The following is a 12,207-nucleotide window of genomic DNA, read 5'->3' as shown; positions in this document are numbered from 1 at the left end:
CACCCGCCTGAAGGTCACACCAGCCAGAAGGTCACACCAGCCCGAAGGTCACACAAGGAGCACGCACCGATGACCGATCCCAGCAACATCACCGTGGACCCGGGGGCCATCCGCGACTTCGCCCGGTTCCTGGACGCCCAGGGCCGCCGGCTGGAGCGGATCAGGGCACGGATGAGCGAGAGCGAACGGCGCAGGCCCGACTTCGGCGCCCACCCCTCCGCGGCGGCCGCCGAGCGCCAGCACGCACGCGCCGTCTCCTCCGCCGTCGAGGCGAGCACCCGGCTGGCCGTGCGCCACGAGGAGCTCGTCGCCGGCACCGAGGAGCTCGCCAAGCAGTACGCGGACCTGTCCGAGCTCAACCGGGCGGCGTCCGACGAGATCACCGCAGTCATGGAGCAGGGCGCCGAGCGCGCCTGACGAGGGGGACGGATTCTCATGCACATCGCAGACGGCGGTGGCGGCGGCAGCCAGTACAGCCGCGGCACCCAGCGGGAGAACATGGCCTACATCGCCTCCACCCAGCTGAGCGACCTCGAGCGGGCCCAGCGCGACTGGGAGCGGACGGCCGAGCAGGCCACCGACGTCGCGGACGTGGTGGTGCGGCGGCTGGACCAGCTCACCGCCCCGGAGGGGTGGACGGGCACCGGCGCCGAGGCCTACCGCTCGATGATCCTGCACGACCTGGTGCAGCCGCTGCGCGACTACGCCGAGGTCGCCCGGCGCAACGCCCAGGCGTACCAGCCGCTGATCGAGGCGGTCACCTCCGCCCACGCCACGGCCGTGCACAACAACATCCCCTGGGACGTCGACACCAAGTGGTTCGTCAGCCGCAAGGAGGTCGAGCAGGGCCTCTTCTCCAAGATCGAGGAGGCGGTCCAGGGCGAGGACGAGGACTACGAGAAGGCCAAGGCCAACGCGCCGTACGAGATCAAGCGCGGCAACCAGGCGCTGGTGAAGTCGGTGCCGAAGGAGCAGTGGCAGCTCAACGAGACGATCAACCCGCTGACCGCCCCGCCGAGCGTGTTCGGGCGGGTGGGCACCGCCGTCACCGCCGAGCAGCACCGCTTCGACCGGATGATGGAGACCGAGCAGCTCAACACCTCGGTGCGCAGCAACGTCCGCAGCGCCGCCGCAGGCATCGACACCGAGCTCGCGTCCTTCGAGCCCGCACCCGTGCAGCAGCCGGCCTTCCGCGGTGGTCGCTACAAGGCGCCCACGCCCGGCGGTGACACCCCCGGCGGTCCCGGGTCGGGTCCGTCGGGTCCGGGCAGCGGTCCCGGCGGCGCGTACCCGCAGGGTCCCGGCCCGAGCGGTCCGGGTGGGGACGGTCCGGGTGGCGGCGACGGTCCGCAGCTGCAGGGTCCGCGCGGACCCGAGGTGCCCGGCCCCGGTTCGCACACCCCCGTCGGCAGCGGACCCGACGCCCCGACCGGTCCGGACGGCCCGGTGCCGGGTGCTCCCGGCCCGGGGACCGGGCCCGGGGCGGGCCCGGGTGGCGGCGCCCCCGGCGGCCCGTCGCTGACCAGCCCTCCCGACGCCGGACCCGGCGGCATCGGCGGCCCGCAGGGCTCGCCCGGTGCGGTGCCGGCGGCGGAGGGGACCTCGGCCGCAGGGGTGACCGCCATCGGTGCCCCCGCCCCCGCCGCCCCGGCGGCGGGCAGCCTGCCCCCGGTGACGACCGGTGCGCCCTCGGGGGCCAGCGGCGTCGGCGGGCTGGGCGCCCTGCCGATGGCCACCCCGGGCGGTGGCGCGCCGGGCACCAGCTTCTCGGTCGGGCCCGGCGGCAAGCCCCTGCTCTCGGCGGGCAGCCACGGCAGCCTCCCCGGCTCGGCCGGGCCCGGCGGTCCGGGCGGTCCGGGTGCCGCCGGTGGTCCGGGTGGCGGGTCCTCCGCCACGGGCGCTGCCGGCTCCGGCGCAGCCGGCGGCCCCGGTGGCGTCGCCCCCGTGGCCCGGCGCTCCCACGACGGCGAGGAGGAGCAGGAGACCGAGCTGGAGGGCACCTGGCTCGAGGAGGAGGAGAGCGTCTGGGGCGCCCGCAGCTCCGCTCCCCCTCCCGAGATCCGCTGACCTGCGGGTCTTCCTGGACACGACGGGCGGGTGGCACCGGACGGTGCCACCCGCCTGCCACGTCAGCGGCCGGTGGCCGCCGTGCTCTCGCGGGCCACCAGCCGTGGCCTCATCGAGGCGGTGCCGCACCGTAGGCCGGGCCGACGAGTTCGGCCAGGCCGGGCGGGGCGTGCTCGGCCCAGCGCCAGTTGTGCGGCACGCGCTTGGGCCGGTAGGCGCCGGTGGGGAGCTCGTCGCCGGTGCGGATCATCCAGGCGGCGAGCAGGCGGGTCAGGGTGAGCAGCCGGTCGGCGTGCTCGCCGTCCTCGGAGAGGTCGCACAGCTCGGCCGGGTCGTCGCCGAGGTGGTACAGCTCGCTGCGGCCCTCGTCGTCGACCACGAGCTTCCAGTCGCCGGCCCGCACCATGCGCTGGCCACCGCTCATGGTGACGGAGTTGAGCTCGTCGTAGGTGGTTCCGGCGTAGTCGAAGTGCAGCGGCGGGTGCTCGTCGACGCGGTACCGCGCGCCGCCGAAGCCCACCTCGGCGTAGATGCTGGCGAACTCCCCCACCGGTACGTCCTCCCCCGCGAGCAGGGGCGCGAGACTGCGGCCCTGGACGCCGGCCGGGACGTCGAGGCCGAGCAGCTCGCAGAGGGTGGGCAGCAGGTCCACCAGCGAGACCAGCTCGTCGCGCTGCTGCGCCACCACGCCGGGGCCGGCGACCACCAGCGGGATCCGGGTCAGGAAGTCGGACAGGCCGGCGCCCTTGCGCTGCAGCCCGTACTCCCCGACGTAGTCGCCGTGGTCGCTGAGGAGGACCACCACGGTGTCGCGGCCGCGCTGGCCCACGGCGTCCACCAGCCGCTCGAGCTGGTCGTCGACCAGCCGCAGCATGCCCAGGTAGCTGGCCGCGTAGCGCCGCCACCGCTCGTCGTAGCCGGGTCGCTTCGACTCGATCAGCCGGCGCATCCACAGGTGGTCCCCGCCCTTGCGCTCGGCCGCCTCCGGACCGCTGGCGCGCTCGGGGACGTCCTCCTCGGCGAAGAGCGAGAAGTACGGCTCGGGCACCTGGTAGGGGTTGTGCGGCTCGGGGAAGGAGACCCAGAAGAAGCCCGGCTGCCCGGTCGGGGCCTCGTCCAGCTGGGCGATCGCGTCGTCGACGATCCGGTACGGCAGCTGGACCTCAAGCGGGAAGGGCGTCGCGGTCTCGCTCGGGCCGTGGTCGAGGGCGTGCAGCCAGGCGTCGAAGCGCCGCTGCTCCTCGCTGCGCTGCGGTCCGGAGGTGTGCCAGTAGGGCCCGGCCCAGGCGTCGAAGTCCTCGGGCCCCCGGTGGATGTGCGGCTTGCCGGCGAAGTGCAGGCGGTAGCCGGCGTCGCGCAGGACGTCGAGCAGGTCCCGTTCGTAGCAGGCGTGGCGCGCGGTGCTGTTCTGCCGGACGCGGTGGGCCGAGGGGAAGCGTCCGGTCAGCAGGCTGGTGCGGGCCGGGACGCAGGTCGGGTTCGCCGTGTGGGCCCGGGTGAAGTCGGTGCCGGTGGCCGCCAGCCGGTCGGTGAACGGCATGGTGTCGAGCGGGTAGCCGGAGCGCCGGGTGAGCCCGGCCCGGTGCTGGTCGGTCATCACCACCAGCACGTCGGGCAGCGGGTCGGTCGCTGCGGGGGTGGCAGGGTCGGGGTCCACGCTGCTCCTCACGTCGTCGTGCGGAGCGAGTGTAGGCAGCGGTTGACACCGGTGTACACGGCCTGCCGTCGACCAGCTCGCGGCCGTTCGGTGCGCCGCCTCAGCCGCCGTCGACGGCGTCGAGGTGGCGCAGCAGGGCCTCGCCCCGCGGCGACAGGCGGTAGCCCACGTCCAGGCTGATGGTGAGCCCGAGGGCCTTGAGCCGGCGGATGTCGGCCTTGAGGGCGTACCGCTCGCGACCCAGGTGCTCGGCCAGCTCGGTGGACACCACCCCGGGGTGCTGGGCCACCCAGCGCAGCGTCGGCACCGCCCAGGCCCCGTGACGTCCGGCGTCCATCCGCGCCAGCCGCCTGCTCAGCGCCTCCAGCTCCGCGGGGCCGGGCAGCTGCTCGCGCAGCGCGACCCGCGGGTCGGGTCCGGCGAAGCTCACCTCGATCCGGTGGATCCGCCCGGGCCGCCGGTCGAGCAGCGCGCGCAGCTCGTCGCGGTCGCGCAGCCCCGCCGCGGCGAGCTCGGACTCGGTGATGTCGTCGACGTCGGGCACCTCCACCACGCGGTCGAAGGAGACCACGCCCGCCGACGTGACCTGGCTGCCCCCCGTGCGCACCCGCGGCGCCTCCCAGCGACGGAAGAGCAGCGTGATGGAGCCGTCGGCGATGCCGGCCGCCGTGCGGGCGTTGATCAGCACGGACCCAGGCTAACCACGGCGTTTCTTGGACGATCGTCCAAATCCGTGTCACAGTGGGGACGTGGGCAACGGACGCGGGCGAAGCACGCGGGCTGCGGTGCTGCAGGCGGCAGGCGAGCTGATCGCCGAGCTCGGCTGGGGACGGGTCAGCACCCGGCTGGTCGCCGAGCGCGCCGGGGTGCGTCCCGGGGTGGTGCACTACCACTTCGCCTCCCAGCAGCAGCTGCTCACCGAGGCGGCCACGGCGGTGCTGTCCGGGTTCGTCTCGCAGGCCCTCGTCGCCCTGTCCGAGCTGGACGACGTCCGCTCCGGGCTGGCTGGCCTGGTCGGCTCGCTGGCCGGGCTGGGACCCGGGCAGCCGGCCCACCTGCTGTTCACCGAGACCTACCTGGCGGCGTCCCGCGACGAGGCGGTGGCCGCGGCGCTGAGCGGCGTGCTGGCGGACTTCCGCACCGAGCTGACGCGGTGGCTGCGGGCCGGCGGCGTCCCAGCCGCCGAGGCCGGCGACCTGGCCGCGCTGCTGGGGGCGGCGCTGGACGGCATCGCGCTGCACCGCGTCCTCGACCCGGCGCTGCCGCTGCACCGGCTCGCCGACCTGCTCGGACGGCTGGTCCCCGACGACCAAGGAGGAGCACCATGAGGGTCCTGATCAGCGGCGCCGGCATCGCCGGCCTCTCCTGCGCCCTGGCACTGAGCCGGCTGGGGTGGGACGTCACCGTGGTGGAGTGCGCGCCGGCACCCCGGCGCGGCGGGTACATGATCGACTTCTTCGGGCCGGGGTGGCGGGCCGCCGACCGGCTGGGCGTGCTGGAACCGCTGCGCCGGCACGGCCGGCTGTACGCGGCGGCCCGCTACGTCGACCTGGCCGGGCGCACCACCGGGAGGCTGCGGCTCGACTCGTTCCTGCGGGCGGCCCGCGGCCGCTACTTCTCGGTGCTGCGGCCCGAGATCGAGGACGTGCTCCGCGGTGCGCTGCCGCCGCAGGTCGAGCTGCGCCACGGCCGCACGATGACCGCGGTGGAGCAGCGGGCCGGGGCCGAGCCGGTCAGGGTCACCCTGGACGACGGCACCACCCTGTCCGGGGACCTGCTGCTGGCCGCCGACGGGCTGCACTCCGGCGTCCGCCGGCTGGTGGTCGGGCCCGAGGACGACGTGGTCCGCCCGCTGGGCTACACGGTGGCGGCCTTCACCTGCCCGGCGCCTGAGCTGGCCCGACGGCTCGGCGACGAGGTGCACCTCACCGACACCACCGGTGGCCAGGTCGGCCTGTTCGCCCTGGACGCGGGCCGCCCCGGACGGCCCGGGGACGGCAGCGGCCGGGTCTCGGCCTTCGTGGTGACCGCCGCCGACCGGCTGCCCGACGACCCGGTGGCGGCCACCCGCGCGGAGCTGCGGCGTCACGGCCGGGTGGCCGCGCCGCTGGTCGACCTGGTGCCGGCCGACCTGTACCTGGACTCGGTGGCCCAGACGGTCCTCCCCCGCTGGCGGTACGGCCGGGTGCTGCTGGTCGGCGACGCCGCCCACGCGGTCTCGCTGCTGGCCGGGCAGGGGGCGTCGCTGGCCGTGGCGGGGGCGACGGCGCTGGCCGACCAGCTGCGTCGCACCGACGACCTCGACAGCGCCCTGGCCGCGCACGAGACGTCCTGGCGGTCCGTGGTCGAGCCGGTGCAGCGGGCCGGCCGCCGGGCCGCTGCCGCGTTCGTGCCCCGCACCCGGTGGGACCAGCTGGCCCGGCGGACGGTGGTGGCCGCCTCGGGGCTGCCGCTGGTCAACGGGCGGCTGGCGGCCAGCCTGACCGGGGCGCCCACGCACTGACGCCGCGCCCCACCCGAGGTGGGCCGCTCACTTGAGCAGCCGCGACATCCGCCGGTCGGCCAGCTTCTTGCCCGCGGTCTGGCAGGTCGGGCAGTACTGCAACGAGCTGTCGGCGAAGCTGACCTCGGCCACCGTGTCCCCGCAGACCGGGCAGGGCTGGCCGGCCCGGCCGTGGACGGCCATGCCGGCGCGCTTCTGGTCCTTCAGCTCGGCGGCGGGGCGCCCGCGGGAGCGCTCGATCGCCTCGGCCAGCTCGCCCTTGATCGCGGCCAGCAGGGTGTCGCGCTCTGCGTCGTCGAGGGAGCTGGCCGCCTTGAACGGGCTCATCCGCGCGGCGTGCAGGATCTCGTCGGAGTAGGCGTTGCCGATCCCGGCCAGCACCCGCTGGTCGCGCAGCACCCCCTTGAGCTGGGCACGTCCGGCCGCGGTGAGGATCTCGTCCAGCTGCGGGCGCCCGAACTCCTCGCTGGTGGGGTCGGGGCCCAGCGTGGCGATCCCGGGCACCTGGTCGGGCGAGGTGACCACGTAGACGGCGAGCTTGCGCTGGGTGCCGGCCTCGGTCAGGTCGAACCCCGAGTCGTCGTCGAGCACCACGCGCAGCGCCAGCGGGCCCTTCCCCGGCCGGGCCGGGGTGGGCGGGATCTGCTCGCGCCAACGCAGCCAGCCCGCCCGGGCCAGGTGCACCACCAGCCACACGCCGTCGGCGTCGAGGGCGAGGAACTTGCCGAAGCGCCGGACCGCCGTCACCTCCAGCCCATGCAGCGCCGACAACGGCGGGTCGAAGGTCTTCAGCGCGCTGAACGCGGCCAGCTCGGCCCGGGCCACCACCCGCCCGACGCACCGACCCTCGAGGAACTCCCGCAGCGACTCCACCTCGGGCATCTCCGGCATGGCGCCATTATGGCCTCAGCCGTCGTCCCAGTCCGGCTCGGGCATCGCCAGCGCCTCGGCCAGCCGGCGCAGGTAGCGCGCCCGGTCCAGCCCCACCGCCCCCAGGGAGTCCAGGTGCGGGGTCCGCCACTGCACGTCCAGCAGCCGGTCGCGGCCGTCGGCGGACAGCAGCCGGACCAGCCGCATCAGCGCCACCTTGCTGGCGTCACGGCCGTGCTCGGGGTCGTGGAACATCGACTCCCCGGCGAACAACCCGCCCATCGAGACCCCGTAGAGCCCCCCGACCAGCCGGTCCTGCTCGTCCCAGACCTCGACCGAGTGCACCAGACCGCGCTCGTGCAGGCCGGTGTAGACCTCGATGATCCGGTCGTCGATCCAGCCGTAGGGGCGGGTGGGGTCGGCGCAGCGGTGCACCACGGCGTCGAAGTCCACGTCCACGGTGGTGCGGTAGCGCCGCTGGCTCTGCCGCATCGAGCGGGTCACCCGCAGCGAGGCCAGCGGCAGCACCCCGCGCTCCATCGGCGCGAACCAGCCGATGACGCCCTCCTCCAGCGGCATCGGGAAGACCCCGCAGGTGTAGGCCTCGACGACGAGCGTCTCGTCGAGCTCCGCCGACACCCCGATGAGGTCCTGCCTCGGCCAGACCTCGCTGTCGCCGAAGGCGGAGAGCTCCATGGGCTCATCTTGCACGAGCGCGGGCGGTCCGGGGCCGGGACGGGTCAGGGTCGGCTCAGGGCCCGCACCGTGGGTCGGCGAGCACCGGGCTGCGTAGGCTGGGCCCGCGCCGAGCAGAGGAGAACTGGTGGGAGTCAGCGAATTCGCCCGGGGGCTGGTCCCCGCGGCCCGGAAGGCCCCGAAGGCAGCCGGGGGCGTCATGCGGATGGTCCTCGAGCTCGGCATCGACGGCGTGGCCGGGATGCCCGGCGCCAAGGCCGCCGCGGTGAGCCAGCTGCAGAAGCACGGCTCGGTGGACGCCGCCATCGACGCGGTCGTCGTGCAGCACGTGGGCCTCTCCTCGGCCCAGGGGTTCATGGCCAACGTGGGCGGCGTGCTGGCCAGCGTGGTCTCGCTGCCGGGGAACCTGGCGGGGCTGGCGGTCGTGCAGATCCGGATGGTGGGCGCGATCGCGCACCTGCGCGGCTACGACATCGACGACCCGCGGGTCCGCACCGCGATGATGATGTGCCTGCTGGGCGGTGAGCAGCTGGTCAAGCTGATCGAGAAGGGCGTGCTGCCCACCACCCCGATGGCGGTGGCCACCGCCCCCGTGTTCGACCCCGACCTGGACCGCCGGGTGGCGGAGCGGGTCGTGCTCGAGATGGCCGCCCGCGTCGGTGGCACCAACGGGGCCCTGCTGCTGACCAAGCGGATCCCCATCGTGGGTGGCGGGGTCGGCGCCGTGGTGGACGGCGTGGCCACCCGCCAGATCGGCGTGTTCGCCGCCTCCGAGCTGCGTCGGCGCCGCAGCCTGAACCACGGCGCCCCGCCCGCCTGACCGACCGGCCTGAGGGCCGGCCGCGGCTCAGCCGGCGAGGCCGTCCAGGCGGATGACCTCCTCCGGCGTGAGGCGGACGCCCAGCGCCTCGGCGTTGGCCACCATCCGCTCGCGCCGGCTGGACTTGGGGATCACCACGAACTGGTGCGCCACGTGCCAGGCGATGATCACCTGCGCGGGGGTGACCTCGTGGGCCCGGGCGATCTCGGCCAGCACCGGGTGCTCGAGGTCGCTGGCGCGGAAGGGGCTGTAGCCCTCGAGCACGACCTGGCGCTCGGCCAGGCCCTGCACCACCTCGGCGTCGTACTGGGCCGGGCTCATCTTGATCTGGTCGACCGCCGGGGTGACTCCGGTGGCCCGCGTCAGCTCGTCGATCTGGGCCAGCGAGTAGTTGCTGACCCCGATGTGGGTGGCCAGCCCCTCCTCGCGGGCGGCCACGAACTGCTCCCAGGCCGAGGGGGTAGCCTCGCGGTTGGGCGGCCAGTGCACCAGCCACAGGTCGACGTGGTCGACGCCCAGCTTCTGCAGGCTCTCCTCCAGCGTCCGGCGCTCCCGGCCGACGTGGTCCGGCGGCATCTTGGTGGTCAGGAAGACCTCGTCGCGCGACAGGCCGCTGGCGGCCAGCGCGCGTCCGATGCCGGCCTCGTTGCCGTAGCCGGTGGCCGTGTCGACGTGGCGGTAGCCGACCTCGAAGGCGGTGCTGAGCACCGCCTCGGCCTCGTCGTCGGCGATCTGCCAGGTGCCGAAGCCCAGCAACGGCATGGCGGAGCGGCCGGGGGCCAGGTCGACGGCGGGTGCGGCGAGCTCGCTGCTCATGGGCGTCCTTCCTCGCGGGTGGTCGTCACCCTAGCGACGCCCCCGGACAGGACCCGGGCGGGGGTCGAGGGCCGCGCCGTCGGGTCCCCATGGCCGTCCTGCCCGCTGGGAGGCGGTCGGGGGAAGTGGGCCGCAGACGCGGACGAGCCGCCGGAGGAAGGTCCTCCGGCGGCTCGTCGGCGTGGTGCGGTGCGGGTCAGCGCAGCGAGTCGATCACCTGGTTGAAGGTGGCCGAGGGGCGCATCACCGCGGAGGCCTTGGCGTCGTCGGGGTGGTAGTACCCGCCGATGTCGGCCGGGGACCCCTGGGCGTCCAGCAGCTCCTGGGTGATCTGCTGCTCCTGGGCCGACAGCTGCTCGGCCACCGGGGCGAAGGTGGCGGCGAGCGCGGCGTCGTCGCTCTGGGCGGCCAGCGCCTGGGCCCAGTACAGCGCCAGGTAGAAGTGGCTGCCCCGGTTGTCGATCTGGCCGAGCCGGCGGGCCGGCGAGCGGCCCTCGGTCAGCACCCGCTCGGTGGCGGCGTCCAGGGTGGCGGCGAGCACCGCGGCGCGCGGGTTGTCGTCGGCCCGGGACAGGTGACGCAGGCTCTCGGCCAGCGCCAGGAACTCGCCCAGGCTGTCCCAGCGCAGGTAGTTCTGCTGCTGCAGCTGCTGCACGTGCTTGGGCGCCGAGCCGCCGGCGCCGGTCTCGAACAGCCCACCGCCGTTCATCAGCGGCACCACCGACAGCATCTTGGCGCTGGTGCCCAGCTCCAGGATCGGGAACAGGTCGGTGTTGTAGTCGCGCAGCACGTTGCCGGTCACCGAGATGGTGTCCTCGCCGCGGCGGATCCGCTCCAGCGAGTACCGGGTGGCCTCGACCGGGCTCATGATCTCGATCTGCAGGCCCTCGGTGTCGTGCTCGCCCAGGTACTGCTCGACCTTGGCGATCAGGTTCGCGTCGTGGGCGCGCTCGCGGTCGAGCCAGAACACGGCCGGCGTGCCGGACAGCCGGGCCCGCTCGACGGCCAGCCGCACCCAGTCGCGGATCGGGGCGTCCTTGGTCTGGCAGGCGCGCCAGATGTCACCGGGACGCACGGCGTGCTCCAGCAGCACCGCACCGGAGGAGTCGACCACCTGGACGGTGCCCTCGGCCTCGATCTCGAACGTCTTGTCGTGGCTGCCGTACTCCTCGGCCTTCTGCGCCATCAGGCCGACGTTGGGCACCGAGCCCATGGTGGTCGGGTCGAAGGCGCCGTTGGCCTTGCAGTCCTCGATCACCGCGGCGTAGATGCCGGCGTAGGAGTGGTCGGGGATGACGGCGAGGGTGTCGTCCTCCTCGCCCTTCGGACCCCAGAGCTTGCCGCCGTTGCGGATCATCGCCGGCATGGAGGCGTCGATGATGACGTCGCTGGGCACGTGCAGGTTGGTGATCCCCTTGTCGGAGTTCACCATCGACAGCCGCGGCAGCTCGGCCAGGCGGGCCTCGAACGCGGCCCGGACCTCGTCGCGGACGTCGGCGGGCAGGGCGTCCAGCCCGCTCAGGATGCCGCCCAGCCCGTTGTCGGCGCTCAGGCCGGCGGCGGCCAGCTGGTCGCCGTAGCGGGAGAAGACGTCGGCGAAGAAGACCTCGACGGCGTGGCCGAAGATGATCGGGTCCGAGACCTTCATCATCGTGGCCTTGAGGTGCAGCGAGAACAGCACGTCGGCCTCGGCGGCACGGCGCACCTGCTCGGCCAGGAAGGTCCGCAGCGCGGCGGCGTCCATGAAGGTGGCGTCCACCACCTCACCGGCCAGCACCGGCACCGACTGCTTGAGCACCGTGGTGGTGCCGTCGGCGCCGACCAGCTGGATGGTCAGGGTGTCGTCGGACTCCAGCACCACCGACTTCTCGTTGGAGGCGAAGTCGTCGGCGGACATGGTGGCGACCTCGGTGCGCGAGTCCGCCGACCACTCCCCCATGGAGTGGGGGAAGGCGCGGGCGTAGCCCTTGACCGCCGCGGGCGCCCGGCGGTCGGAGTTCCCCTCCCGCAGCACGGGGTTGACGGCGCTGCCCATCACGCGGCCGTAGCGGGCGCGGACCTCGCGCTCCTCGTCGGTCGACGGCGAGTCCGGGTAGTCCGGCAGGTCGTAGCCCTGGGACTGCAGCTCGGCGATCGCGGCCTTCAGCTGCGGCACGGAGGCGGAGATGTTGGGCAGCTTGATGATGTTGGCCTCGGGCGTCCGGGCCAGCTCACCGAGCTCGGCCAGCGCGTCGGGCAGCTGCTGCTCCGGCGTCAGCCGGTCCGGGAACTGGCTGATGATCCGTCCGGCCAGGGAGATGTCGCGGGTCTCGACCTGCACGCCGGCCGCCGAGGTGAAGGCCTCGATGATCGGCTTGAGGGAGTACGTCGCCAGCAGCGGCGCCTCGTCGGTCTTGGTGTAGATGATTGTGGCCATGGGCCAGCCCTGCCTCTCGTGCGGTTGGACGACGCGAGTGATCGCTCGGGGCGAGGCTACCGAACGCCGCCCCCGGTCACGGCACGGGCGAGCTCCCCGGCGCCCGGCAGGAGGCGCGGCGGGGTCGGCCCCGGGTCGACCGGCGGGCTCTCCCCCGTCGTGCTCCCCGCGGTCGTGCTCCCCTCAGTCGTGGTTGTGCGACTCCGCCTCGATCACGGTGGGCAGGATGGCCAGGGCGGCCACCAGCACGATGCCCAGGACGGCGCCGACGGTGAGGAGGATCTGTGTGATGTCCATGACCACCATGCTCGGCGCGCCGCCACGGCCCCGCATCGGTGCAGGGTCTGGTGCTGACCCCGACC

Annotated in this window: 11 protein-coding genes; 5 read left to right on the top strand and 6 right to left on the bottom strand. The window is 74.3% G+C overall.

All coding sequences use genetic code 11. From position 1 onward, the window contains the following. Nucleotides 1-69: 69 nt before the first annotated feature. Nucleotides 70-417 (top strand): hypothetical protein, encoded by a 348-nt coding sequence (locus GC722_RS02010; RefSeq protein ID WP_156607460.1) that lies wholly within the window; start codon nucleotides 70-72, stop codon nucleotides 415-417. An 18-nt stretch (nucleotides 418-435) separates the two neighbouring features. Beyond that, a complete protein-coding gene (locus tag GC722_RS02005) occupies nucleotides 436-2,067 on the top strand; it encodes a WXG100 family type VII secretion target (protein ID WP_156607458.1) in 1,632 nt (543 codons plus the stop codon). Nucleotides 2,068-2,176: 109 nt separating this feature from the next. Here GC722_RS02005 and GC722_RS02000 read toward each other — a convergent pair whose 3' ends face one another. Beyond that, nucleotides 2,177-3,724, bottom strand: coding sequence for a sulfatase-like hydrolase/transferase (locus GC722_RS02000; protein WP_331714301.1), 1,548 nt, complete (start codon nucleotides 3,722-3,724; stop codon nucleotides 2,177-2,179). Nucleotides 3,725-3,824: 100 nt separating this feature from the next. Continuing rightward, nucleotides 3,825-4,412, bottom strand: a complete 588-nt coding sequence (locus GC722_RS01995; RefSeq protein WP_197429695.1) for a hypothetical protein — start codon at nucleotides 4,410-4,412, stop codon at nucleotides 3,825-3,827. Nucleotides 4,413-4,509: 97 nt separating this feature from the next. Here GC722_RS01995 and GC722_RS01990 point away from each other — a divergent pair, with 97 nt between their 5' ends. Beyond that, a complete protein-coding gene (locus GC722_RS01990) occupies nucleotides 4,510-5,052 on the top strand; it encodes a TetR/AcrR family transcriptional regulator (RefSeq protein ID WP_197429694.1) in 543 nt (180 codons plus the stop codon). Then, entirely contained in the window at nucleotides 5,049-6,227 is a 1,179-nt protein-coding gene (locus tag GC722_RS01985; protein WP_156607454.1) for an FAD-dependent oxidoreductase, read from the top strand. The genes GC722_RS01990 and GC722_RS01985 overlap by 4 nt, the downstream gene beginning before the upstream one ends. A gap of 27 nt (nucleotides 6,228-6,254) precedes the next feature. Here the strand turns inward: GC722_RS01985 and GC722_RS01980 are convergent, their stop codons facing one another. Both GC722_RS01980 and aat read right to left on the bottom strand, forming a co-directional pair. Further along, complete coding sequence (locus GC722_RS01980; RefSeq protein WP_156607451.1) at nucleotides 6,255-7,118, bottom strand: Fpg/Nei family DNA glycosylase; 864 nt, start codon at nucleotides 7,116-7,118, stop codon at nucleotides 6,255-6,257. 15 nt (nucleotides 7,119-7,133) lie between these two features. Continuing rightward, nucleotides 7,134-7,793: a leucyl/phenylalanyl-tRNA--protein transferase gene (gene aat, locus GC722_RS01975; protein WP_156607449.1), complete on the bottom strand. Its 660-nt coding sequence runs from the start codon at nucleotides 7,791-7,793 to the stop codon at nucleotides 7,134-7,136. A gap of 127 nt (nucleotides 7,794-7,920) precedes the next feature. On the opposite strand from aat, the gene GC722_RS01970 reads away from it, so the two are divergent. Next, nucleotides 7,921-8,613 (top strand): EcsC family protein, encoded by a 693-nt coding sequence (locus GC722_RS01970; protein WP_331714300.1) that lies wholly within the window; start codon nucleotides 7,921-7,923, stop codon nucleotides 8,611-8,613. Nucleotides 8,614-8,640: 27 nt separating this feature from the next. Here GC722_RS01970 and GC722_RS01965 read toward each other — a convergent pair whose 3' ends face one another. Beyond that, nucleotides 8,641-9,429 carry an aldo/keto reductase gene (locus tag GC722_RS01965; RefSeq protein ID WP_156607447.1) on the bottom strand — a complete coding sequence of 263 codons (789 nt, stop codon included), beginning with the start codon at nucleotides 9,427-9,429 and terminating at the stop codon, nucleotides 8,641-8,643. 196 nt (nucleotides 9,430-9,625) lie between these two features. Then, nucleotides 9,626-11,845 (bottom strand): NADP-dependent isocitrate dehydrogenase, encoded by a 2,220-nt coding sequence (locus GC722_RS01960; RefSeq protein WP_156607445.1) that lies wholly within the window; start codon nucleotides 11,843-11,845, stop codon nucleotides 9,626-9,628. Between the last annotated feature and the right edge of the window lie 362 nt (nucleotides 11,846-12,207).

Source organism: Auraticoccus cholistanensis, from assembly GCF_009742705.1.
GTDB classification, from domain to species: Bacteria; Actinomycetota; Actinomycetes; order Propionibacteriales; family Propionibacteriaceae; genus Auraticoccus; species Auraticoccus cholistanensis.
Note: the sequence above shows the minus strand (reverse complement) of the source record. Positions and strands in the feature narration are given on the sequence as shown.